Origin of the sequence: Enterococcus sp. AZ095a (assembly GCF_050546735.1) — a bacterium.
GTDB classification, from domain to species: domain Bacteria; phylum Bacillota; class Bacilli; order Lactobacillales; family Enterococcaceae; genus Enterococcus_D; species Enterococcus_D entomosocium.
In genome coordinates this window covers 2,582,321-2,606,587 of the sequence record NZ_CP172953.1, presented here as the reverse complement: position 1 = coordinate 2,606,587, position 24,267 = coordinate 2,582,321, and the positions used below count along the sequence as shown (strand labels likewise).

The 24,267-nt window shown below is 45.3% G+C and carries 18 protein-coding genes; 14 read left to right on the top strand and 4 right to left on the bottom strand.

Features of this window, described 5'->3' with window-relative positions:
* Positions 1-6 precede the first annotated feature (6 nt).
* The 6 genes from allE to arcC (IGJ26_RS11965) are packed head-to-tail and all read left to right on the top strand — an operon-like array spanning position 7 to position 6,729.
* A complete protein-coding gene (allE, locus tag IGJ26_RS11990; protein ID WP_016613701.1) occupies positions 7-792 on the top strand; it encodes a (S)-ureidoglycine aminohydrolase in 786 nt (261 codons plus the stop codon).
* Positions 793-805: 13 nt separating this feature from the next.
* Complete coding sequence (gene allD / locus IGJ26_RS11985; RefSeq protein WP_005234452.1) at positions 806-1,882, top strand: ureidoglycolate dehydrogenase; 1,077 nt, start codon at positions 806-808, stop codon at positions 1,880-1,882.
* Positions 1,883-1,890: 8 nt separating this feature from the next.
* Positions 1,891-3,645: an acyl-CoA synthetase FdrA gene (fdrA, locus tag IGJ26_RS11980; protein ID WP_008379230.1), complete on the top strand. Its 1,755-nt coding sequence runs from the start codon at positions 1,891-1,893 to the stop codon at positions 3,643-3,645.
* A gap of 12 nt (positions 3,646-3,657) precedes the next feature.
* Positions 3,658-4,920, top strand: coding sequence for a DUF1116 domain-containing protein (locus IGJ26_RS11975; protein ID WP_005234461.1), 1,263 nt, complete (start codon positions 3,658-3,660; stop codon positions 4,918-4,920).
* A gap of 37 nt (positions 4,921-4,957) precedes the next feature.
* Complete coding sequence (locus IGJ26_RS11970) at positions 4,958-5,821, top strand: DUF2877 domain-containing protein (protein ID WP_034872369.1); 864 nt, start codon at positions 4,958-4,960, stop codon at positions 5,819-5,821.
* Entirely contained in the window at positions 5,794-6,729 is a 936-nt protein-coding gene (arcC, locus tag IGJ26_RS11965; RefSeq protein ID WP_008379225.1) for a carbamate kinase, read from the top strand. Before IGJ26_RS11970 ends, arcC (IGJ26_RS11965) begins: the two co-directional genes overlap by 28 nt.
* Positions 6,730-6,759: 30 nt before the next feature.
* Here arcC (IGJ26_RS11965) and IGJ26_RS11960 read toward each other — a convergent pair whose 3' ends face one another.
* Entirely contained in the window at positions 6,760-8,391 is a 1,632-nt protein-coding gene (locus IGJ26_RS11960; RefSeq protein WP_016613699.1) for a PucR family transcriptional regulator, read from the bottom strand.
* 130 nt (positions 8,392-8,521) lie between these two features.
* On the opposite strand from IGJ26_RS11960, the gene IGJ26_RS11955 reads away from it, so the two are divergent.
* The 4 genes from IGJ26_RS11955 to abc-f all read left to right on the top strand — a co-directional run bounded on the left by IGJ26_RS11955 (position 8,522) and on the right by abc-f (position 14,254).
* Complete coding sequence (locus tag IGJ26_RS11955; protein ID WP_008379221.1) at positions 8,522-9,736, top strand: pyridoxal-phosphate-dependent aminotransferase family protein; 1,215 nt, start codon at positions 8,522-8,524, stop codon at positions 9,734-9,736.
* A 151-nt stretch (positions 9,737-9,887) separates the two neighbouring features.
* Positions 9,888-11,138, top strand: coding sequence for an MFS transporter (locus IGJ26_RS11950; protein ID WP_005225368.1), 1,251 nt, complete (start codon positions 9,888-9,890; stop codon positions 11,136-11,138).
* A gap of 18 nt (positions 11,139-11,156) precedes the next feature.
* Complete coding sequence (locus tag IGJ26_RS11945; RefSeq protein WP_087665006.1) at positions 11,157-12,425, top strand: dicarboxylate/amino acid:cation symporter; 1,269 nt, start codon at positions 11,157-11,159, stop codon at positions 12,423-12,425.
* Between the two features lie 359 nt (positions 12,426-12,784).
* The gene (abc-f, locus tag IGJ26_RS11940; protein ID WP_194199697.1) at positions 12,785-14,254 is read left to right on the top strand and encodes a ribosomal protection-like ABC-F family protein; all 1,470 of its coding nucleotides are present in this window, start codon (positions 12,785-12,787) and stop codon (positions 14,252-14,254) included.
* A gap of 156 nt (positions 14,255-14,410) precedes the next feature.
* Here abc-f and IGJ26_RS11935 read toward each other — a convergent pair whose 3' ends face one another.
* The 3 genes from IGJ26_RS11935 to IGJ26_RS11925 all read right to left on the bottom strand — a co-directional run bounded on the left by IGJ26_RS11935 (position 14,411) and on the right by IGJ26_RS11925 (position 18,132).
* Positions 14,411-15,556: a cation:proton antiporter gene (locus IGJ26_RS11935; protein WP_005234488.1), complete on the bottom strand. Its 1,146-nt coding sequence runs from the start codon at positions 15,554-15,556 to the stop codon at positions 14,411-14,413.
* A gap of 204 nt (positions 15,557-15,760) precedes the next feature.
* Positions 15,761-16,558: an alpha/beta hydrolase gene (locus IGJ26_RS11930; protein ID WP_008379212.1), complete on the bottom strand. Its 798-nt coding sequence runs from the start codon at positions 16,556-16,558 to the stop codon at positions 15,761-15,763.
* Complete coding sequence (locus tag IGJ26_RS11925; protein WP_008379210.1) at positions 16,555-18,132, bottom strand: PucR family transcriptional regulator; 1,578 nt, start codon at positions 18,130-18,132, stop codon at positions 16,555-16,557. Before IGJ26_RS11925 ends, IGJ26_RS11930 begins: the two co-directional genes overlap by 4 nt.
* A 116-nt stretch (positions 18,133-18,248) precedes the next feature.
* Between IGJ26_RS11925 and fdrA (IGJ26_RS11920) the strand changes: the two genes are divergently transcribed.
* From fdrA (IGJ26_RS11920) to arcC (IGJ26_RS11905), 4 genes are read left to right on the top strand one after another with little or no spacing between them, the layout of a single operon-like run.
* Entirely contained in the window at positions 18,249-21,257 is a 3,009-nt protein-coding gene (fdrA, locus tag IGJ26_RS11920; RefSeq protein WP_087665003.1) for a DUF1116 domain-containing protein, read from the top strand.
* Complete coding sequence (locus IGJ26_RS11915) at positions 21,247-22,068, top strand: DUF2877 domain-containing protein (protein WP_086297672.1); 822 nt, start codon at positions 21,247-21,249, stop codon at positions 22,066-22,068. The genes fdrA (IGJ26_RS11920) and IGJ26_RS11915 overlap by 11 nt, the downstream gene beginning before the upstream one ends.
* Positions 22,069-22,083: 15 nt before the next feature.
* Positions 22,084-23,334, top strand: coding sequence for an MFS transporter (locus IGJ26_RS11910; RefSeq protein WP_008379204.1), 1,251 nt, complete (start codon positions 22,084-22,086; stop codon positions 23,332-23,334).
* Positions 23,331-24,263, top strand: coding sequence for a carbamate kinase (gene arcC / locus IGJ26_RS11905; protein WP_008379201.1), 933 nt, complete (start codon positions 23,331-23,333; stop codon positions 24,261-24,263). Before IGJ26_RS11910 ends, arcC (IGJ26_RS11905) begins: the two co-directional genes overlap by 4 nt.
* Positions 24,264-24,267: the final 4 nt, after the last annotated feature.

The following is a 24,267-nucleotide window of genomic DNA, read 5'->3' as shown; positions in this document are numbered from 1 at the left end:
ACACACATGGGATACAAAAATAATAATACGGGCTATTTAGATGGATTGCTGCAATCACGAGCAGTCATTAGAAAAAATAATTTTGCGATCTTGCCGCATGATGGGCTAGTGAATAATGTCATTCCAGGCTTCGAAAACTGTGAATGTTCGATACTCGGCACACCAAAATTAGGGGCGTCTTTTGTCGATTACATCATTTCATTCAAAAAAGATGGCGCCAACCAATTGGGCTTCGGCGGTCCAGAGATCGAGAGTTTTTTGTATGTCATCTCGGGCAAACTGGAAGTAAGTGATGGCAAAGAAACCCATACATTGACGGACGGAGGCTATATCTATCTGCCTGCTGGAGAAAAACTGTATATGAAAAATCTCCAAGAAGAAGCGACAGAAGTGTTCTTGTATAAGAAACGTTACCAACCACTTGAAAATCACCAAGCCTACAAAGTAGTGGGGAATCTCTCAGAGTTGACACCGATCCAATACGAAGGGATGGAAGACGTCTTGCTTTGGGATTTCTTACCAAAAGAGCTGGGCTTTGACATGAATATCCATATCCTTTCCTTTGAACCAGGGGCAAGTCATGGCTACATTGAGACCCACTACCAAGAACATGGAGCGTACTTACTGTCAGGTAAAGGGATGTATAACTTAGATAATGAGTGGTTCCCAGTGGAAAAAGGCGACTACATTTTCATGAGTGCCTATGTACAGCAAGCGGCCTATGGTGTTGGTCGTGACGAACCATTGACCTATATTTATTCCAAAGATTGCAACCGCGATCCGGAAATTTAAAGGAGTTTAGAAAATGGAAGAGACGGTTATTGTACAGTCACAAGAGTTACAGCAATTGATCCAAAAAAAATTAGCGGCTGCTGGTTTGTCTGAAGCGCACGCAGCCATCGTTGCAGAGCATTTGGTCTTTGCCGATGCCAGCGGGATCCACTCTCATGGGGCTGTACGGGTAGACTATTACGCAGAGCGGATCGCTAAAGGTGGAATGAATCGCACTCCACAGATCACGTTTGAAGAGACTGGGCCTAGCAGCGGGATCGTTCACGGTCAAAATGGCGCAGGGCAGGTCGTTGTATTAGAAGCGACAAAGCATGCCATTGAGATGGCCAAACGTTCTGGGATCGCGGCGGTTGGTGTACGGAAAACGAGTCATAGTGGGGCGCTATCCTACTATGTCAAAAAAGCTGCAGAAGCTGACTTGATTGCATTATCTATGTGCCAATCAGATTCAATGGTGGTTCCTTTTGGCGGCAAAGAAAATTATTTTGGTACCAATCCAATCGCATTTGCCGCACCACGAAAACAGGGGGCACCGGTGGTCTTTGACATGGCAACGACGGTCCAAGCGTGGGGCAAAATATTAGATGCTCGCTCCAAAAATAAAGAGATTCCTGCGACATGGGCCGTGGATGCTCATGGCAAGCCAACGACGAATCCACATCATGTCCACGGCTTACTGCCTATCTCAGGGCCAAAAGGCTTTGGGTTGATGATGATGGTGGATATCTTATCAGGAATGCTCCTTGGGCTGCCTTTTGGCAAGCATGTTTCCTCTATGTACAACGATCTGACGAAAGGTCGCGACTTAGGGCAATTTATTTTGCTGATCGATCCGCAACGCTTTACAGATTTAGACACATTTAAAGAGTCGGTGGAGACGATGGTTGCCGAACTGCACGACATACCGGCTGCTGAACAGTTCCAGCAAGTCTATTATCCAGGCGAGATCAATCAACTAACCTATGAAAAATATATGGCAGAAGGCATTCCCATCGAGAAGAACATTTATCGCTATCTCATTAGCGACACGGTTCATTTTGACCAGTATTCTGGGTCAGATGCCTTTGCACAGACAGGAACAGGAGAGTGAGGAGACCCATGTTACACACTATTATTCAAAAAAACAATTACCAAGATTCCATTGTTTTAATGCTTTTGACCAATCGTCTACTGACGATCGAAGGGATCAACAACGCTTCGGTCATGATGGGCACACCTGCCAATAAGGACATTTTCAAGACGGGTGGTCTTTATACCGAGGAGATGAGCAATGCGACATCTAACGATATGGTGCTCGTTTTAGACATCGAAGAGGAAGAAATCATCGAAACAGTCCTGTCAGAAATCGATGCCTTCTTATCGGACCAAAGCAATAGCGCAGGAGAGGAAACCCAAAGCGTCAAAACTTGGGAAAAAGCCTTAGATCTTGGAAAAGATGCGAAGGTCGCTGTCTTATCGATTCCCGGTACTATGGCAGCACCAGAAATTGAAACCGCATTAGCAGCGGGCAAACATGTATTTTGTTTCAGTGATAACGTTTCATTGGAAGAGGAAGTTCGGCTAAAGAAACTGGCGCATGAAAAAGGACTTCTTTTAATGGGACCAGATTGTGGCACAGGGATTCTCAATGGGATACCAGTAGCCTTCACCAATGCCGTCCGTAAAGGGAAAATCGGTGTTGTCGGCGCTTCGGGTACTGGTATCCAAGAAGTCACCACTATTATTCATAAATTGGGTGCCGGTGTGACACAAGCCATCGGAACCGGTGGACGAGATCTCAAAGAAGCCGTCGGTGGGATCACCATGAAAGATAGCATTCTTGCCTTGGAACACGATCCTGATACGGAGGTGATCGTGGTGATCTCCAAACCACCTGCACCACGTGTCCGAGATGAAGTGTTGGCACTTTTAAGAAGAGGAACAAAACCTGCAGTCACGATTTTTCTTGGGGAAGAGCCAACGGACCACGAAGAAAATCTTTACCGAGCCTACACGCTGGAAGAAGCGGCTCAATTAGCCGTGCAGCTGCTACGTCAAGAACAGATTGGACTAGAGCCAGTGAAAGAGGAAACAGCAGCTGCCACTTTTGGACCTGAACAACAAAAAATCAAAGCTTACTATTCTGGCGGAACATTGGCGTACGAAGCAGCGATGCTTGTTAAAGCAGGATTAAATCTGGAACAAGAAGATACCCATCAGGAAGGATACATCTTAAAAGCAGCTGGCCATGAGATCATCGATTTAGGTGATGACATTTATACTCAAGGCAAGCCCCATCCGATGATCGACCCAACAAAGCGGATCGAACTGTTGAAACAAGCGGGGGAAGATCCTGAAACGGCAGTGATTTTGTTAGATATCGTTTTAGGGTACGGCTCTCATCAAGATATGGCGAGTGAATTGGCACCGACCATCAAATCATTGAAGGAAGAAGCACAAGCAGCTGGTCGGGAGTTAGCGGTGATCGCTACGATCGTTGGAACTGATTTAGACCCCCAAGATAGCAACGAGCAAGCAGAGATTTTAACCGCAGCTGGCGTGATTTTGTGTCAAAGCAATGCCCAAGCAGTCAAAAAAGCTTTAGCAATGCTCGGCCATCCCTTTTCCCCAATTAGTCGTAAGCTGTTGCCAAAAGCAGTGACAACTGCCGATGGGTTGCCAGAGCCATCTGAAAAGAGCCGCGAATTGTTGTCGAATGACGCGTTCATCAATGTAGGGTTGCGTAGCTTTGCAGAAGCGATCCAGACGCATCACGGTCAAGTCGTTCAATACGACTGGCAGCCAATTGCTGGTGGGAACGTAACGTTACAAAAAGCCTTACGTTTCTTAGCACAAGTGTCACTATCAGAGTAGGAGGAAGTTATCGTGTACGAAACTATTGAAGAAGCAAACCAAGCCGTTATTGCCAAGATCGTTGCCGGTTCGCCTTTTTTGTTGGATGTCGTTCCAGCAGTCAGTGTCATTCCAGAATTAGGTGAAGGAAAAGTCCTATTGCACGCAGGACCACCGATCCGCTACGACCAGATGATCGATCCGATTCAAGGCGCTTGTGTTGGAGCGGGACTTTTTGAAGGCTGGGGCGAAACGGAAGAAGAGGTACGTCATTTATTAGCATCTGGGGAAGTTCAACTGATTCCTTGTCACCACGTGCAAGCGGTTGGCCCAATGGGGGGCATCACCTCTGCCAATATGCCGGTTCTCGTGGTGGAAAACAAAACAGACGGCAACCGAGCGTACTGTACGATGAACGAAGGGATTGGGGCAGTTTTACGTTTTGGCGCCTATTCTCAAGAAGTCATTGATCGCTTGCATTGGATGAAAAATACGTTAGCACCAGTTTTAAGTGCTGCACTACAAACAAAACCCGATGGCTTGAACATCAATGTCTTAGTCGCAAAAGCAATCGCCATGGGGGATGAGTTCCATCAACGGAATATCGCTGCTTCGTTGGCGTTCTTAAAAGAAGTAGCACCAGCGATCGTTACCCTTGAAGGATTTGAAAAAGAAAAACCAGAAGTCATTCAGTTTCTAGCAGACACGGATCAGTTTTTCTTGAATATCATGATGGCTTCTTCAAAAGCGGTGCTTGATGGCGCCCGGACGATTGAAGAAGGAACGGTTGTGACAGCAATGTGTCGCAACGGGCATGAATTCGGTATCCGTATTTCTGGTATGGGGGACGAGTGGTTTACCGGTCCTGTCAATACACCAAAAGGGTTGTATTTCTCAGGATTCAGTGAAGAAGATGCCTCTCCAGATATGGGCGACAGTGCCATTACGGAAACCTTTGGTGTTGGGGGAATGGCGATGATTGCTGCCCCAGCTGTGACACGCTTCGTTGGTTCCGGCGGATTTCACGATGCGTTGAAAACCAGCAATGAGATGTTAGAGATCTCCATTGATACCAATCCGAATTTTCCCGTTCCTACATGGGACTTCAAAGGGATCTGTTTAGGGATCGATGCTCGGAAAGTCGTGGAAACAGGGATCTTACCGGTGATCAATACAGGGATCGCCAACAAACAAGCTGGACGGGGACAAATTGGGGCCGGGACAGTGACACCACCAATGGATTGCTTTGAAAAAGCTGTCTTGGCTTATGCAAAAAAATTAGGATTTGAAGAATAACTCAGGGTCTGAAAACGTGAAAAGGAGCAACCTAGCGATGATACAGGCAAAATGGATCGACCAAGCTTTATTTGAACCCGCATTTATCAATGGCACCTGGCTCGTTCACAGTGTGTTTCAGCATAGTTTCAATCTGCAAGATCCTCGTCAGGATCAGCTGATCTGTGTCTCTAAACAAGCGGCTCGCGTGCCCAAAGGGATGATTTTAGCTGCCGACGATTATGCAGCGTTGGCGACCGACTTGCTTGCTGGTACCACTCTTTTGGTTCAGCAACGAGTGATCCATTTTCCGCATCATCGTCTGTCTTTTCAAAAGGCAGCCATGTTTACAACCACCTTCCCAGCTGGCACAGCCCCATTTGATCGAGAACTGTTTTGGTCAACCCTCCAACATGTCACGGAAAAGACGGGGATTCAAGAAGCTGTTTCACAAACCATCAGCAGCAATCATCCGTTTTATGACGCAATCGATCAGCTATGCACGCCTTCATTTAAAGAACAACGGCAAGCAGTCGCTTATTTAGTCGGACGGGGTGTCGGATTGACCCCCACAGGCGATGATATGCTAGTTGGTCATTTGCTGGCTCGCCGAGTGATGGGGCAAGAAGATACCCGCTTGGTGGCTTATCTACAAAGAAGGCTGTTGACAGTCAATGATTTGACGACTGACGTCAGTAAACATTATCTTCTGCATGCGTTGACAGGCGCATTCAATCAATCGGCGTTATCCTTGACCAGGTGTACCGATTCAGCGGCTTTTTACCAAGTAATCAAAGAGATACTAGCGATCGGTCATACCTCGGGGGCTGACTTTTTGGCAGGGTTTGCTCGCAGTATCAATCAATTTCAAAACAATAGAAATGAGGAATTCATATGGCAAAACGAGTGGTCATCGCTCTAGGGGGCAATGCAATTTTAAAACCGAATCAACCAGCGACCGTAGAGACACAGCTTGCAAATATCCAGTTAAGTGCAGAACAGATCGCTAAAATCGAGAAACTTGACCATCAAATCGTTGTGACGCATGGCAATGGGCCGCAAGTCGGCAATATTTTACGACAAAATGAAGAAGCCAAAGAAGTCGTGCCGCCTTTTCCACTGGATGTCTGCAATGCAGAGTCACAAGGCTTTATCGGTTATTTGATGGAGCAAAGCATCAAAAATAAAATCGATCAAGAAGAACTGACCAGCAATGTCGTGACCTTATTGACTCAAGTGGAAGTGGCAGCGGATGATCCCGCGTTTGAAAAGCCAACGAAGCCGATCGGCTTGTTCTACTCAGAAGAAGAAGCAAAAACAATGGCTGAGGAAAAACATTGGGTGATGGAAGAAGATGCTGGACGTGGGTACCGTCGCGTCGTGCCATCCCCACAACCTGTGACGATCCACGGCGTGGAATCAATGGTTCATTTATTGAATCAAAATACCATCGTGATCGCTGGTGGCGGCGGTGGGATTCCAGTCGTAAAACAAGCGGAAGGCTTGAAAGGGATCGAAGCAGTCATCGATAAAGACCGAACTGGGAAAAAATTGGCAGAACAAGTGGATGCCGATGTATTTATGATGCTGACCGACGTCAGCAACGTTTATATCAATTACGGAACACCGGAGCAAGAAAAATTAACGGGATTATCCGTAAGTGAAGCGCAAGCATATTTTGATGCGGGGCATTTTGCAGAAGGCAGTATGGGGCCGAAAATGGAAGCAGCGATTGCGTTTGCCAAGCAAGGAAAGACGGCAATCATCTGCTCATTGGAAGAAGCAGACTTAGCATTGTTAGGTGAAGCAGGCACAAGGATCGCTGGGTAACACCAGCGATCCAACTGCTTGATTCGCCTATTAGTCGCCTTCTTCCGACAGCTCAAGGGCTAAGCGCAGATCCAGGCTAATGCTAGGATCATGCACGTTTTTTCCTAGTAGCTTTTGGCACTGTTCGATGCGGTATTTGATCGTATTGCGATGAACGAACAAGGCTTTGGCGGTGCGGGTGATCTCACATTGATAATCCAAGTAAGCCCGTAAGGTTTTGCGCAATTCGATGGTGGCATCTTCTTGCGGAAACGCCAATTCTTTGAGGATCGTGCGGCAGAAATAATGGATATCTTCAGGGCTCATTTTTTCAAATAGACTCCGCATTCCCCGTTGATGGTAGAAAGAGACGATGGGAGAATCATGTTGGCCTCTTCGTTCTTCATAAGCAGTCTTTGCTTCAATGTAAGAGCTGGCTAAATCATTGATGCTTTCACAGACACTCCCTACACCAAAGGCCATTCGAAAAGGCAACCGATTGGTCAAAGCATTGGCGGTCTCAATCAAATGGTCTTCTAAGGCATCACACTTATGCTGCACGAAAATCGCAAAGTGATTGCTGCCCTTTAAGCGAAAGAGACAAACATCTTTGATGCGATAAGGCAGTTGTTCACTAAACCACTGATAGACCAAGTCACTTTCTTCTTTTAGGTATTTGTCTTTGTCTTTGGTTTCTTTGGTTGGTTCACAGGCACCATAGATGACACGATAATGGCGGGCTTTGACCAACCCGTAAGTCTTTCCGAGATCTAACCAATCTTTTTGTTCCTGTTTGGAAGATTGCTGGTATTCGATCATCCGTGTTAAAAAGTCACTTTTTAAATCTTCAAAAGATTCTTGCACTTTTTGGTTTTTGTAGAGCATAAACGACAAGACCAATGCTGCTTGTTCCAGCGCAAAATCCGAGACAGGATAAGGAATCGCCTCAGGATTCAAAATGACTAAATAATGGGGGAAATAAGTGGAGGTTTCAATGGCATAATAAGAAATTTGTGACGTTTTTTCATGGAGATCTTTGATAGGGATCGCCCCGCTTTTTTCACCAGTAAAAACCCCTTTCGTTTGTCCTAATTGATGGATGTAGTACTCCGCGGGTTTTGACATGCGGGTGAAATGCTTGGAATGGGCAATCACTTGTTTGAAAGGATTCAACAAAATGATCGGTGTATTGACCATTTGGCCAAAATCAGCGATAAAGCGAGCGATGCTGACATCCTTCATCAAGGAAGCAGAGAACCGTTTTTGGATATCTAAGGCATAACTCAGCTGCTCGGTTTTGGTGTTCCATAGTAAATTCAAAAGCTGGTGCATCAAACGGCCCAGCGGCATCGTGGCAGGTACTTCTACGATGGGGAAACCTAAACTATCGGCGTAGGCGATGACTTCAGGATCGATGACATCCAAAAAACGACCGATCTTGATGCCTAATCCAGCGGCATTTTTGGCTACGAGGGAATCAATCAGTTCAAGCAGTGCTCCTTGATTATCTTTATAAACCATCGCCGTGCTTAAGATAAAGGTATGCTCAGGAATATAGTGGGCGATATCGGGGGTCTCAGTGATTTCGATACTGTCGACGGGAATTTCCGCGGTAATGGGATCTGTCAACAAACGCAAATTGGAAAAGCGTGGTGTAGCAAGCAATTCAGCAACTAACTTCATAGAGAAACTCCTTTTAGAATTGAACAAAACAAACAAAAACATGTCCTTTTTTAGCTTTATTGTACAACAAACTTGGAAACGTTGACAAGGCGTTGGGCAGTGAAATCAAAAAGAGAAATGAGGGGAAAAGATGTATAAAGAGTTAACGATCGCACAACGTACGATCATGACACCTGGGCCTGTAGAAGCCCATCCAGCTGTTCTTCAAGCAATGACCAATCGTATTTTGGGACAGTTTGATCCGAATTTTTTGGCGATCATGGATGAGGTCAAAGAAATGATCAAACAACCGTTTGGAACCAAAAACAAAGAGGCATTTGCCATTGATGGGACTTCCCGAGCTGGTTTAGAAGCGGCGCTGATCGCTTTGATCGAACCAGGGGACAAAGTCTTGATCCCCGCCTATGGGCGCTTTGCTTTCTTACTTGGAGAAATCTGTGAACGTGCCCAAGCGCAAGTCAAATATGTAGAAAAAGAATGGACGGCTCCTTTTGCACCCGCAGAGGTCATCAAAGAAATCGACGCATTTCAACCCAAGATCGTGGCGATGGTCCACGGGGAAACTGCCAATGGGCAAATGCAGCCGTTAGCAGAAATTGGGCAGTATTGTCGCGCAAAAGATATTTTCTTTGTCGTTGACATGGTGGCGACTTATGGTGGCGTGGCCCTGTCAGTCGATGATTGGTGTGTCGATTTGGCAATTGCCGGTACACAGAAGTGTTTAAGTGTGCCGTCTGGTCTTTCATTAGTGACCTACAACGATCGAGTCGAAGCCGTCCTTAATGCCCGTTACCAAAAAGAATTAGGCTTGAGCAAAACGGATCGAAACAAGCGGCACATTATGAGTAATTACTTGGATTTGAGTCAATTGCAACGCTACTGGAACAAAGAGCGAATCAACCATCACACAGAAGCGACGAGTATGATCTATGCGCTTCATGAAGGATTACGGATGTTGCTAAACGAAGGCCTCGATGCAGCCTATCAACGTCATTTGACGAATGAAGGGGCGTTGGTCGCTGGACTGGAGGCAATGGGGCTTTCGATTTATGGCGAAAAAGCAACCAAAATGCCGACAGTTACCCCCATCTTTATTCCAGAAGGTGTTGATGGCGAAGCTGTCCGAGAAGAGATGCTTCACTCCTTTGGTGTAGAGATCGCTAGTTCATTTGGTGATCTAGAAGGAAAAATCTGGCGGATTGGAAATATGGGCTACAGCAGCCGCAAAGAAAATATTTTACATGTCCTAGCCGCGTTAGAAGGGGCACTATTGTACCAGCAAGCACCAATTTCTGCCGGCAAAGCACTCATCGCTGCGTTAAATTACTACCAAAAAACGACTTAAAATTTTAGCACAAATGCACAACGACTGAAAGCGCTTTGTGAAAAATGACAAATGCAATCGTCGGCAAAAAAACGTACACTAAGACTATCTTAAAGCGCTTTCGTTGACGTGCTTCACAAACTTTACTTGTGTAACTGATGGAGGGAAAAAAATGGAAATCAATAAAGAACGTGGTGGGCTTGCCTACTGGAAACAAATTATTATCTTAATGTGTTCAGGCTGGGTCACTATCTGGATTTATCGCGCTGCGTTATCACCGGTCTATCCGCAAATCAATGAGTCACTTGGCGGCAATATTTCTGATACAGCATTAGGATCGATTGCCAGCTTTTACTTTTTCGGCTATGTGATCATGCAGATCCCTGCCGGCTTTTTAGTGGATAAGATTGGGAAGAAAACAGTTCTGCTTCCGGGATTTGTGGTATTTGCACTGGCAGCTTTACTGATTTCACAAGCCTCTTCAATCTCCATGATCTATACCGGTAGCTTTTTAGCAGGGATCGGCTGTGGATCATTTTATGGTTCCGCGTATTCTTTGACCTCACAGAACATTCCGAAAGAAAAGAAGAGCTTCTCAACAGCGATCGTCAATAGTGGTTCTGCCGTTGGTTCAGGGTTTGGGATGATCTTATCAAGCTTTATCGTTATTCAGATGAACATGCCTTGGCAAACAATGATGTATTTATCCGCTTTCTTGATCGTTTGTATGACGATCGCTTTCGCATTGGTGATCCGCAGCAACAAAGAAGACGTAGCTTTCTTGGAGAGTCAAGCAGCAGCTGAAGAAGAAACAACGGATCAGCCGAAAGAAAAAGTTTCCCTTTCGACCTTGTTCTCCCTGCGGATGCTCTTTACGTATGTGTTATATTTTGCGACGTGTTATGCCTACTATATGACGGTTACTTGGCTACCAAACTTCTTAGGAACAGAACGAGGCTTCCAAGGAGTCGCAATCGGATTCTCTTCTTCATTGGTGGCATTTGCTTCGATTCCTGGGGCCTTGTTCTTTAGCCGCTTGGCAGACAAATACATGCATAAAAAAGTTACCTTTATCGTTATTTTAGAAGTATTAGCGGCGTTGATGTTATTAGTAACGGTGCAAGCAACAAATTCGACCTTCTTAATGATCGCGTTGATCTTGTACGGGTTCCTTGGAAAACTAGCGGTTGAACCAATCATCATTTCTTGGCTAGGGGAAAATGCACCAAAAGTTGGGGTCGGTACGACATTAGGGGTCTTCAACTTTTTCGGCATGATGTCTTCCGTTATCGCACCAACATTGACCGGATCGATCTCGGATGCAACAGGGTCAAAAGTAATGGGCTTTTATATCGCAATTATTTTGTTGATCGGTGGTACATTCTTATTCTTGACTGTAAACTCTAAGAAAACAGCAAAGTAGAAAAGTGAGGAACAACAGATGAAAAAACGATCCTTAAAAATCAGTTTGACCAACCAAATCATGATTGCAACGGTATTGGGGATTTTTTGGGGCGTTTCCTTTCCCGGTTTAGGTGATCAAATGCAGCTAGTCGGGGACTTCTTCTTGCGACTGATTCAAATGTCTGTGGTCGTGTTGGTCATGGGCTCGGTGATTGAAGCGGTGGGGGGACTTGATCCAAAAGAATTAGGTGGGATCGGCGGGAAAGTCTTCCTCTGGTTTACCGGTTCGACCCTCGTCGCCGCTATTTTCGGTCTCTTGTTCGCCTTGATCCTCAAGCCCGGCGCAGGCCTTGACCAGTCGCTGCTGCAAAGTACAGAAACTGCATTAAGTACCAGCAGTATAGAAGAAGTCATCTTGAACTTTGTTCCACTGAACATTATTCAAGCCATGGTGGAGCAGAATATGATCCAAGTGATTATTTTTTCGCTCTTCTTTGGCCTTGCCTTGAGCTTAATCAAGCATGAAAAAAAGAATCAGCTGTTTCTAGATATGATCAGTAGTTTTAATCATATTTTGTTAAAAATGGTCAGCATGATCATGAAGTTGGCGCCGATCGGGATTTTCGGCCTTGTTGCTTCCTTAGTAGAAGATACCGGTATTCGTGTGTTGGGAATGTTAGCCAGTTTTTTATTGACGTTAGCAGCAGCATCTTTGCTCTTTTTGTTTCTTTGGTTTCTCTTGACGTCGCTCTATTGCAAAGTTTCCTTGTTTCGTTTGATAAAGAACATGTGGCGCCTCTCGGTGGTTTCCTTTACGACCACCTCCTCTGCTGTTTCATTGCCGTTTCAAATCGAAGATGGCAAAGAGCGATTTGGGATCAGTGATCGAATCAATAAGCTCGTGATGCCTCTGGGCATGACCTTAAATAGCAATGGGCTCTCCTTATTTTTAGCCCTGGCAATCGTAACCGTTGCTCAGGCGTACCAGATCCAATTGAGCTGGGGGGATCTTTTGCAAGTGGTCTTGTTGTCCTCGTTGGCATGCTTGGGAACGATCGTCGTTCCAGGCGGCGGATTAGTCACACTGGCTACGGTTTTACCTATGTTAGGACTGCCTAATGAAAGCATCGCCTTACTGGCTGGAATCGATTGGTTTTCTGGGATGTTTCGGACCCTCTTGAATGTTGACCCTGACGTCACAGTGGCGTTGATCGTTGCTCATGATGAAGGAGAACTGGATCATGCAGTCTTCAATGGTGAAAAAGCCTCGGTCAAATTAGCAGAAAAAATCAACGATGGCGTATAAGACCAATCATTCTTGTGATGAAACTTTACTCTTTTTTGAAAACGTGCTACGATTGATTCGTTGATAGACTAAAGAAGCTTCCTGAAATACCGTAAACGGTAAACAGTAGCGGCTGATTTTCCGCTTGTCATTCAACAGACAACTACGACAAAAAGAGGAGGAAAAAACATGACAGCATCGATGAAATTGTGGATTGACCTTTTGAATAGCTAACTTAAATCTATTTCAAAAGTCTAGGCAATCGTGATTTCAAGGGATGAGTGTCCTCTTTTTTCCAATTTCTTATTAAAATCAGGGTATAGCGGTAGGCTATGCCCTTTTTTTGTGCTTGCGTTTTCCTAGACGGGAAGGACAGACTGATGGAACAATTAAGTGTAAAAATAAACAATCTAATCAAAAATTATGGGTCCAAAGAAATACTGAACATTGAAGGACTGAGCGCCTATCAAACGGATCGTATCGGGATCGTGGGCGCAAACGGGCAAGGCAAGTCTACCTTGCTGAAGTTGATTGCGGGAGTGGTCGATCCTGATTCAGGAACGATTCAAAAAGAAAATTCGTTTCACTATTTCCCGCAAATCGCTGAGGTGACTGAAAAGACGGAGGGCCTTGACTGGGCGCTGTTCGGTCGTTTTTCGATCCCAACAAATGAATTGGCGACACTAAGCGGCGGGGAGGAGACCAAATACCGGTTGGCACAAACGTTATCTTCCTATCAGTTAGGACTTTTGCTCGATGAGCCAACGACCCATTTGGACCAGCAAGGAATTCAAGTCTTGATTGAGGAATTGCAGTATTATTATGGCACCCTGATCGTGGTCAGTCATGATCGGTATCTATTGAATCAGCTGGCAACGAAAATCTGGGAAGTCGATCAAGGAAAAGTCACCGAGTATGCTGGCAATTATGACAGTTACCGACAGCAAAAAGAGCAAGCGGCACAGCGTATTGCCTGGGAGGCTGCGCAGTATCAGCAACAAAAACAGCAGTTGACCCAAGCAATCCAAAAGAAAAAAGAACAAGCGATCAAGAGCAGTCGTATTTCTGAAAAAAAGCGACAGCAGAACATCCGACCAGACCGTTTGTCGTCATCAAAACAAAAAGACACGGTGCAAAAGTCATTGCAAAAAACAGTCAAAGCCATGGAAAGCCGCTTGGATCAGTTGGAAGAAGTGAAGGGCGTCGCCCGGCAGCAGGTGATTCGTTTTCCAGTAGTCCCTGCAGTGGAGCTGCATAATAAACGACCGATTCGTGGGGAGCAAGTAACCATTCAAAGAGGGGCGAAACGATTGCTAGACAGCAGCAGTTTCCAGTTTGCTGCCGGGAAGAAAATCGCTATCGTGGGTCCGAACGGTTCGGGAAAGTCGACTTTACTAAAAGAAATCATCGCAGGTGGAGAGGGAATCTATGTATCACCGAAAATCGTCTTTGCGGTCTACGAGCAAATGGGCTATCGAAAAAACAGCACCACACCGCTTTTGACGGAATTGATGGCTCAAACAGACTATCAGGAACCACTGGTCCGCAGTATTTTACACAATCTGAGATTTAGCCAGATTGACGTGATGAAGCCAGTCAATGTGCTAAGCGGCGGAGAAGCGACACGGGTCGAGCTCGCACGCATCTTTACTCAACCTGCCAATGTCTTGATACTTGATGAACCGACGAACTTTATTGATCTGCCGACAATCACCGTCTTGGAACAATTGATTCGCAGCTATCGAGGCATGGTTTTGTTCACATCTCACGATCAAGCGTTTATCGATGCCGTCGCGGATGATGTGTATCAAATCGATCATGGAAAATTAACATTGGTTTCCAGTAACTAGCAGCATTGTCGCTTTTATACCTGTATAAAGAAAAACAGCGCGGGAAAGGAAGCGACCGCCCAACGTTCGATCAACAATCGGCCGTTGAGCGGTCACTACAAAACCCGTGCTGTTTTTTTCGCAATCATCGGTATCGCCTAGCTGTTGCTACATCGCTTAATAAATCTTTTTCGTAAAGTATTTTAAGATCAGGGGAGAGATCAAGGTACTCAACAAGACAACGATCACCAAAGGGGAATACAATGCGGACGAAATCAATTGGTTTTGTTGACCAATCTGCAAAATGATCAATGCCATTTCACCTCGGGAAATCATTCCAGCTCCCACCATCCAAGCACTGTTGTTTGAGAATTTCGCGATTTTCGCCCCGACATAGCCGCCGACCAATTTGGTCATGATCGCGACCACGGTAAAGGCAAGAATAAAGAATAATTGCTCATTTAAGCGGGAAAAATCAACTTCCAAGCCAACGCTGACAAAGAACACCGGAATGAAGACGGCGTAACCTAATGCTTCGACACTGTGTTCCACTTCCTCACGAACCTTCGTTTGACTGACAGCGATCCCTGCGAAGAAGGCACCAATGACCGAGCTTAACCCAACGAGGTCAGCAAGATACGCCATTCCTAAGCAGATGATCAGTGACATGATGATCACCGCGGAATTTGCAAATAGCTTTTCTGCAAGTGCCAATAAGAACGGAGCAATCCATTTCACTAATAGAAAAATCAACACAAAATAAATCAATTCTACCAATAAGGTGACCGGCAGTGGTGTTGCTTGGCTGCTTTCGCCGCCTAAAAAGGAAAGGCTAAGACTCAAAACCAACACGACCAAAATATCATCCACGACGGAAGCACCAAGAATCGTCGACCCTTCTTTCGTATTCACCACATTCAACTCTTTCAATACTTCGACAGAAATACTGACTGAGGTGGCAGCTAATACGATCCCGAAAAAGAACGCTTCTGTGGGACTGCTTTGAAAACCGACCCCCGTGGCATACCCGAAGAGCATAGGGAACACGATCCCCAAAAGGGCAACGAGCATCCCTGGACGAAAATAGCGTTTCAATAAAGAAATATCACTTTCCAATCCCGCTAAAAACATCAGCAAAATAACACCAATCTCTGAAAAATCATGAACCAGAATATCTGGATGGACCCAATTGAGTCCTGCGCCTCCTAATAAAACCCCCGCTAACAACTGCCCGATAACAGCAGGAACGCCCATCCGTCTCGCCAGATGCGAGAAGAGGGTCGTCGTGATTAGGATCAAACACAAAATCCCGACAAAATGCATAAAACCTCATCCTTCTTTCCTATAACATACTCCCCTTTAGTATAGCATTCTCTCTTGAATTGAGCCTGTATCAAGCCTTTTTTTATTAAAAGAGTTTCATTAAACCACACGTTTTTTGAGATAAGGAGGAAGCGAAGGCAATCAGAGTTTTTCTGTGCACTCGTCGAAATAAAAAAACATTATTTTCACTTTACTTGTATCAAATTATTGTTTGAGCCAACGGGCGAGCTGCTGAAACACCATTTGGACTTGCGGCTCCTCGACGTTTTTCAAAAAGTCGTGGGGCAAATCATAGACAGGGACAAATTTGCTTTTAGGCACTTTCTTCAAGCCTTTGCTGTAACGAAAAGGAACTTCCTCATCGGTACTGCTGGCACTGCTGAAAATTGGAGGAAATTGAGCAAGCAGCTCAGGATCAATGGCATAGTCAGAAAGAGCTTCAGCTGTTAGACCATAGATCGTGGTGAGTTCTTGCTGTTGAACCCAATAAACATAAGGCAAATAGCGCTGAAACTGCGGATCATCCCAAACGATCTCGGTTTGATCCAAAGAAGGGACTTGCTCTTTGCTTAAGAGCGGCTGCTGCAAGACTCGTTTGTTTTCAATAAAAGAAAGATCGGTATACCCATAAAAATTGACCAGTTTTTCAGGCAATCTCTGTTGTTCCTTCAGTAATTGCTGGGTCAGCGCCAGCATCAAATAACCGCCAGCTGAGCGTCCGCAGAAACAAAACGGGTTATCTTTAAGCACAGTTGCTTGCAATTCTTGAAAATTTTGCCAGTTCAGCGCCAAAATCTCCGCTAACGAGGAATTGGGCGCCAGTAAATAATCGACTGTGAGGACGCTGTATTGCTGCTCTTGAAATAGTGCGATCAGTGATGCGGGAATGTCTTGACGGGTTCCATAAACAAAACCGCCGCCGTGAAAGTAAATCACGTATTTCTCCGAAGCAGGATAAAGGGACACCGAAGCACCGGTGGTCAATTGCCATTCTTTTTTCATTTTGCTTGACTCCTTTTCTGAAGCTCTAATAAATAGGTGCCGATCTCGTAATTGACTAATTGGATCGGACTTGTCAGATCGATCTCTAGTAGCTGTTCGATTTTGCTTAGCCGATAACGAATCGTTTTGGCATGAAGAAACAAGGTTTCAGCCGTATTTTTGTAATTGCGATTCGTGATAAAAAAGGTATACAGCGTTTTGAACAGCTCTTCATTTTCTTCCGAAAGTTGATACAGCTTCGGGGGAATGCTTTGCTGCAGCTTTTCTAGTTGGTTCTCCTTGATAAAGGAACTAAAGATACCTAAGTCGCTATAGGCAATGATCGGCGCCAAATAAAACTGCCGATTGAAGCGGATCGCATCCAAACACTCTGGCAGGATCTCTTTGATCTGTTCCTTGCGTAAGACTTCGCTGACCACCAAGCAGCCATGTTCATCGGCTAACAGGGCATCATCAAAATGTGTCTGCAGCATCTGTTTCGTCACCTGATGGGCGATCGATTGGAAATTATAGAGGATCACCAAATAATTGTGGTGTTCAAAAAAGACGTGGGGTGTTTTCAACGCCCGTAGCTTGTGCAAAACGACGGACTTACGCTCCTTATCTTTAAAGCTGTTGGAAGCAAAGGCGATGCCTTGGTAAAAATCGTAGCGATCCAGTTGCGCTTCTTCTAACAAAAGATCCAGCTCAGCCAAATTGCTAGGAGTGTTTTGCAAGATCGCATCGGCAAGATTGTTCATGCGATTGTAGCGCTCTTTCTTCAACAAATACGCCATTTGGAGGCGTTCATAGATGACGTCGATCACATTTTCAATAATCATGACTTTTGCCTCAGGGATCTGCGAATCTTTCTGATAAACGATCAGGGTACATAGATCATTGTAAGGATTGATGATCTCTACTTTGATGGCAGTCACATATTGATTGTTCTCATGAGAAAATAATTCCAAATATTCGTAGTGGTTCTTGGTAAACTCGATGGTCTTCATAGGTTCTTGTTTGGTCACCACGAAATTCTTAAAGGATTGACCGACGGACACATGCACATCTAAATGGGGGATGCGCAAAGAACAAGGCTTTTCGATCAATTGATAGAACTCTTGCATGATCTGATCGAAAGAAGAGTGGTTGCGCTCGACTTTCATGAAGCGCTGGCGAACTTCGTAATAGGTACGCAGCAGCTGGGTTTGGTGATTCAGCAATGGTTCGTAAACCGCTAGCATGATGGCTTCATAGCTGACTTCTTGCTGTACTTTGATCAAAGGGATCTGATAAGCAAAGCTAAGCTCAATCACCCAATCTGGAATCATAGGGATCAAGCGATCCACTTTGATCACTAAACCGCTGACACCGATTTGCTGCATTTTTTCAAAAAAAACACGCAGTTCCTCAGGCGATTGGTCTTTGAAGGCATAAAAAGAAGTCAAAATCAATTGATGGGCTTTGCTCCATTTTTCGATATCCATCGCTTCCAACACCATAACGGAACCAACGGAATTTGTTAAACCAATGGAGCCAGTCAGGACTTTACTTTTTTCAAAAAGCGGCAGTTCAACCAATTCTTTTAATTTCATAAAATGCTCCTTTTTTCTCTTTTGGATAAAAAGTATAGCATTTTTTTAGAACTTTATCCAATGAAAACGCAAACAAGGCTCGTTAGAATGAGAGTATAAGAAAAGGAGGAGAACAAATGCTGCACACAGTAATCTTAAAGAATAACTACCAAGATTCCATTAACTTAATGCTGCTGACGAATACGATCAATGATCTAGGCGATGTCGAAATGAGTCAAATCATGATGGGGACGGATGCAAACAAAGATATATTAAATAACACTGGCTTGCTTTCTAAAGAGGCTGAAGGTGCTTCACCCAACGATATGATGATCGTAGTCGATAGCCAAAACGAACAGATCATGGATCAAGTAATGCCAGCAATCGATTCATTTTTAGCTGATCTTTCAGCAAAAGATCAAGGCAAAGAAACGCCAGCGGCGGCTTCATGGCAAGAAGCCTTGAGCGCAATGCCGGATGCCAATGTTGCACTATTTAGTATTCCTGGGGAATATGGTGCTGCCGAGATGGAAAAAGCCTTGAAAAATGACTTGCATGTATTCTCGTTTACGGACAATGTTGCTATCGAAGATGAAGTGCGTTTGAAACAGCTGGCTCATGAAAAAGGCTTATTGATGATGGGGCCAGACTGTGGGACCGGTATTATTTCCAGCATTCCGATTGCCTTCACGAATGTCGTGGCACCAGGAAACATCGGTGTTGTTGGTGCCTCTGGTACGGGGATTCAAGAAGTGACGACGATCATTGACCGATTAGGCGGTGGTGTCGTTCATGCCATCGGGACCGGCGGACGTGACTTAAGCGACAAAGTTGGGGCGATCACTGTCAAAGATGCCATCGTTGCTTTAGAAAATCATGAACCGACAGATGTGATTTGCGTGATCTCGAAACCACCTGCAAAAGAAGTGCGGGATGAAGTCGTTCAATTGCTACAAAGTATCAGCAAACCTGTAGTAGCGATTTTCTTAGGAGAAAAACCAGAAGCCCATGAAGGAAAAGTCTATTTGGCACATACGCTGGAAGAAACAGCGCGCATTGCTGTTGATCTTGCCAATGAAGAACCAGTCAAGGCGAACTATTTTGAACGCGTGGAAACCCCAGATGTGCCCAAGCTCGCTGCCGACAAAGTGGTTAAAGGTCTTTATTCTGGCGGAACATTAGCTGCCGAAGCAGGAATGCTGATCTCCGAAGCCTTGAATTTAGAAGGCCTTGTAAAACAAGAAGGCTATATCTTACATTCCCATGGCTACGATGTGATCGACCTTGGTGATGATATCTATACCCAAGGCAAACCGCATCCAATGATCGATCCTGAAGTGCGCATCAAAAAAATCGAAGACTATGCGCAAGATGAGCAAACCGGGGTCATTCTATTTGATGTGGTGCTAGGTTACGGCGCGCATGCAGATATGGTAGGAGCTTTGTTACCAGCTATCGAAGCTGCACAGCAAACAGCCCAAGCAGCTGATCGCGCGTTGTACTTTGTTGCTACCGTCTGCGGAACTGAAAAAGATCCGCAAAACTACCAAGAAGCGGTCAACCGTTTGAAAGCAGCTGGCGTCTATGTGGCACCAAGCAATGCTCAAGCAGTGCAATTAGCCCTAGCTTTAAAAGGGGCGACTCTTTCTGAAGCAGACAAAACAGTCAATGACTATACTGGTAGCAAGGTTGAGGTGCCGACAGTCAGCGAGAAAGTAATGGAGCTGTTGACCACCAAACCACGGATCATCAATGTTGGCTTGCAAAGCTTCAATGAATCGATCCTGCAATATGGCGGGAAAACAGAACAATTCAACTGGCGTCCTCGTGCCAACGGCAACAAGAAAATGATCCGTATTTTAGACGCGTTAGAAGAATTTGACGAAAAAATCACAGATGAAAACCAAGCAGTGACGGATAAAATCAAAAATGCCCAACCATTCTTGATCGATGTCGTTCCGGCTAAATCAGTGATCGCTGAATTAAACGAAAGTCAGAAAACCTTGCTGCATGCAGGACCGCCGATCCAATGGTCGGAAATGACGGGACCGATGCAAGGGTCTTGTATCGGCGCTGCCTTGTTTGAACGCTGGGCGAAAGATGAAGACGAAGCCCGCCGCTTACTCGAAAGTGGGGAAGTCCGCTTTATGCCATGTCACCATGTCCAGGCAGTTGGACCAATGGGGGGAATCACTTCTGGGAATATGCCTGTCTTTGTGGTTGAAAACCGCCTTGTCGGCAACAAAGCCTACTGTATTTTGAACGAAGGGATCGGTAAAGTCTTACGATTTGGTGCCTATTCACAAGAAGTCATCGATCGTTTGGATTGGATCAAAGACGTCTTAGGACCAACCATTGCCAAGGCATTAAAACTAACTGAAGAAGGCATCAATTTGAATGTATTGATTGCCCGGTCGATCACAATGGGGGATGAATTCCATCAACGAAATATTGCAGCATCATTGAACTTCTTGAAAGAGATCGCGCCGTTGATCATCCAAACAGAAATCGATGAAAAGCAAAAATATGAAGTGATCAAGTTCTTAGCAGATACCGATCAGTTCTTCTTGAATATCATGATGGCAACCGGCAAAGCCATCGTTGACGGTGCCCGTGTCGATGCCAAAGGAACGATCGTGACCACCATGACGAGAAACGGCGTCAATTTTGGGGTTCGTGTCGCCCAAACAGAAGACCAATGGCATACTGCACCAGTCAATACGCCGAAAGGTTTGTACTTTACTGGGTTTACCGAAGCAGATGGCAATCCTGATATTGGGGACAGTGCCATTACTGAAACCGTCGGTGTCGGAGCAATGGCGATGGTAGCCGCACCAGGTGTAACACGCTTTGTCGGCGCTGGTGGTTTTGAAGATGCGCTAGAAACTTCCAATGAAATGGCAAAAATCTGTTTCGGTCATAATCCGACCTTCTCGATCCCAACATGGGACTTCCAAGGGACTTGTTTGGGGATCGACATCCGTAAAGTCGTTGAAACAGGCATCACCCCAATCATCAATACCGGGATCGCCCATAAAGAAGCAGGTGTCGGCCAAGTGGGTGCAGGGACGGTGCGCGCACCGTTAGGCTGTTTTGAAAATGCCTTGACGGCTTATGCGAAGGATCTGGGGATCGATGTTGACTGAGAAAATCAAAATCAGTGATTATCTAGACCCATTGCAACGATTCGGTCGTACCGGTCGGGTGCATAGCGTGTTTGATCGTTCATTCAATGTGATGATCGGGCAGCAGCTGGTCAATATCAACAACTATCGCAACTATTTGACTGGCTTCGGAGTCTTTTTACCAGATGCATTGTTTGAGCAAGTCCTGCCTTTGATCGAGGTCGGCAATCGCGTGCAAGTCCGAGAGCATGGTCTGACCTTTTACAGCACAAAAGGAACATTTTCTCTTTCATTAGAGGAAAAAGAATTGGTTTCGCTGCAGGTGAAGGAGCTATCCTTCACCTCTGCGGAATTGCAGCTTTTGAAAGAAATCCTGATTCAACAAAAACTAGAAACCAAGATTGGGTTGCCCGAAGATGAGAAAACCCAAGCAGTATTTGCGGCATTGCGGCAGCCTGTCTCAGATTGGGAACCAATCATTGCTCACCTGATTGGTCGTGGCAAAGGATTGACGCCTAGCGGCGATGATCTTTTAGTTGCCTATCAAGCGATGCTCTATGCCTTGCAGCAGCCGGAAGCTGAAGTGTTAGCGCAAGCATTGGCAAAACCGCTGTCTACGACGGATGTCAGCTTTGCTTATATTCAAAGTGCCAGTCAAGGGTATGTCAATTCTCTGATGCTGCAATTATTCAAAGATTTAAAAAAGCAAAACCCACAGGTGATTGAAAAAGATGTGCAGCAGTTGATGTCCGTTGGTCATTCGTCAGGCAAAGATCTTAGTTTTGGGTTGTTGTTAGCGTTGGAGTCATTGTCACTTGAGGAAAAAGAATAGAAATGGGGAGAAATCATGGAAATCAGTAACCAGAAAGATGCGGTCAAAGTAAGCAATTCTTACTGGAAAAAAGTCGTTGCTATTTTCTTTGTCGGCTGGATTTTAATGTACGCCACACGGACGATCTTCAATCCAATCATGGGTGTGATCGGAGAAGAATTCAATTTAAGCAACACACAACTAGGACTTGCCAATAGTATTTTCTTTTTGACATATGCCGTTGCGCAAATTCCTTTTGGCATCATCGGCGACAAAATCGGTCGCAAATTGGTGATCGCCCTAGGTTTTGTTTTATTGGCGGTGACTACTTACTTCAGTGGGCTAGCCACAAGCTTCGTTTTGTTCTTAGTGATTCGTGCCATTGCAGGGATTGGTCAAGGTGCCTATTACGGTCCGCAATACGCATTGTCTACCGAAGCGATTCCCGACAACAAACGGACCGTCGGAAATGCCATTATCAACAGTGGGATGGCGTTTGGAACGTCTGGCGGGTACTTGCTTTCTAGTAAATTGGTCTTGGATAACGGGGGCCATTGGAGCCAACCCTTCTTCCTAATGGCGTTTCCGACCTTGATTGTCGGTGTCTTGTTCTATTTTGTTTTGAAAGAAAAAGTGATTCGTCCAGAAGATGAAGGACAAGAAATAAAAGAAGAGGGGCCAAAAGAAAAGATTTCCTTGAAGCAGATTTTTTCAAACCGCAATCTCGTGGCAGCCTTTGTTCTATGCTTTACCAGCATTTATGCAAACTTTGTGATTATAACTTGGCTGCCGCAATTCTTGATTGCCGAGCGTGGCTTTGAAGGGGCGAGTGTCGGCTTTATTGCTTCCTTAGTCCCATGGGCATCGATTCCAGGTGCGCTGATTTTTGCTCGATTGAATGATAAAACTGGCGCGACGAAAAAATTAGTCTATTTATTGGTCCCATTGGCGACCCTTTCCGTATTTGCCATTGCCTTTGTAACGGATCGTACCTTATTGATCACTGTTTTGATTTTGTATGGATTGACTGGCAAGCTGGCGCTTGATCCAATCGTCGTGACCTTTGTGACGAAAAACGCACCAAAAGGCGCCTTAGGAACGACCTTGAGTGCCTATAACTTTATCGGGATGTCGGGGTCGATCTTAGCACCTTATGTTACTGGCTTTTTAGCCGATTCTTTAGGATCGATGCAGGTCGGGTTTTACCTGTCTTGTCTATTACTGCTGATCGGATTAGGTGTTTTTGCCGTATTAGCAAAGGAAAATCAGAAGGAGAGCATAAAATGAGTTTGAATGTGATCGCGTTAGGCGGCAATGCTATTTTAGATAAAGACCCTAGTGATGAAGGACAAAAAGCAGTTGTTGCGCAAGCAGCACGTTATATTGCCGATTTTGTCGAAAAAGGGGAAAAAGTCATTGTTTGTCACGGCAATGGACCACAAGTCGGCAACTTACTGTTGCAGCAAAAAGCCGGGGAAAGTGAAAAAAATCCCCAATTGAAATTAGACAGCTGCGTGGCAATGACCCAAGGAAGTATCGGTTATTGGCTGCAAAATGCCTTGATCAATGAGTTTGCCACACGACAAGCACATCCATCGGTGATCTCATTAGTCACCCAAGTTCGTGTCGATCCAGCAGATCCATCGTTTGAGAAACCTTCCAAACCAGTCGGACCTTTTTATAGTGAAGAGGAAGCCAATGCTGCGATGGCAGCCAATGGCGGGGTGTATCAAGAAGACGCTGGGCGTGGTTACCGCAAAGTGGTTCCATCGCCGAAACCGCAAGAAATTGTTGAAAAAGAAGCCATCAAAACATTGGTCGATGCAGGTGTGATCACGATTTGTGCCGGTGGCGGTGGCGTACCTGTCGTTCGCAACGATAATGGGTTTACTGGCGTGGAAGCCGTCAACGACAAAGACTTTACCGCCAGTGTCTTAGCAAAAGATGTGCAGGCCGATCGCCTGATCATTTTGACCGGTGTCGACAATATCTACATCAATTACAATCAGCCGAATCAGCAAGCCTTAGGGGAAATCAGTGTGGCACAAGCCAAGGGCTACATCGAGGAAGGCCATTTTGCAGCGGGCAGTATGTTGCCAAAAATAGAAGCTGCGATTGATTTTGTTGAAGAAGATGCAGCCAGAACCGCGATTATTACCTCAATCGAAAAGTTAGCTGAACTGGATCAGCATACAGGAACCATACTTCGAAAATAAAGAG

Excerpts from the sequence above, each read along its gene's own strand:
- allE (WP_016613701.1), top strand. The coding sequence starts at position 7 with ATGGGATACAAAAATAATAATACGGGCTATTTAGATGGATTGCTGCAA.
- allD (WP_005234452.1), top strand. The coding sequence starts at position 806 with ATGGAAGAGACGGTTATTGTACAGTCACAAGAGTTACAGCAATTGATC.
- fdrA (WP_008379230.1), top strand. The coding sequence starts at position 1,891 with ATGTTACACACTATTATTCAAAAAAACAATTACCAAGATTCCATTGTT.
- IGJ26_RS11970 (WP_034872369.1), top strand. The coding sequence starts at position 4,958 with ATGATACAGGCAAAATGGATCGACCAAGCTTTATTTGAACCCGCATTT.
- arcC (WP_008379225.1), top strand. The coding sequence starts at position 5,794 with ATGGCAAAACGAGTGGTCATCGCTCTAGGGGGCAATGCAATTTTAAAA.
- IGJ26_RS11960 (WP_016613699.1), bottom strand. The coding sequence starts at position 8,391 with ATGAAGTTAGTTGCTGAATTGCTTGCTACACCACGCTTTTCCAATTTG.
- IGJ26_RS11955 (WP_008379221.1), top strand. The coding sequence starts at position 8,522 with ATGTATAAAGAGTTAACGATCGCACAACGTACGATCATGACACCTGGG.
- IGJ26_RS11950 (WP_005225368.1), top strand. The coding sequence starts at position 9,888 with ATGGAAATCAATAAAGAACGTGGTGGGCTTGCCTACTGGAAACAAATT.
- IGJ26_RS11945 (WP_087665006.1), top strand. The coding sequence starts at position 11,157 with ATGAAAAAACGATCCTTAAAAATCAGTTTGACCAACCAAATCATGATT.
- abc-f (WP_194199697.1), top strand. The coding sequence starts at position 12,785 with ATGGAACAATTAAGTGTAAAAATAAACAATCTAATCAAAAATTATGGG.
- IGJ26_RS11935 (WP_005234488.1), bottom strand. The coding sequence starts at position 15,556 with ATGCATTTTGTCGGGATTTTGTGTTTGATCCTAATCACGACGACCCTC.
- IGJ26_RS11930 (WP_008379212.1), bottom strand. The coding sequence starts at position 16,558 with ATGAAAAAAGAATGGCAATTGACCACCGGTGCTTCGGTGTCCCTTTAT.
- IGJ26_RS11925 (WP_008379210.1), bottom strand. The coding sequence starts at position 18,132 with ATGAAATTAAAAGAATTGGTTGAACTGCCGCTTTTTGAAAAAAGTAAA.
- fdrA (WP_087665003.1), top strand. The coding sequence starts at position 18,249 with ATGCTGCACACAGTAATCTTAAAGAATAACTACCAAGATTCCATTAAC.
- IGJ26_RS11915 (WP_086297672.1), top strand. The coding sequence starts at position 21,247 with ATGTTGACTGAGAAAATCAAAATCAGTGATTATCTAGACCCATTGCAA.
- IGJ26_RS11910 (WP_008379204.1), top strand. The coding sequence starts at position 22,084 with ATGGAAATCAGTAACCAGAAAGATGCGGTCAAAGTAAGCAATTCTTAC.
- arcC (WP_008379201.1), top strand. The coding sequence starts at position 23,331 with ATGAGTTTGAATGTGATCGCGTTAGGCGGCAATGCTATTTTAGATAAA.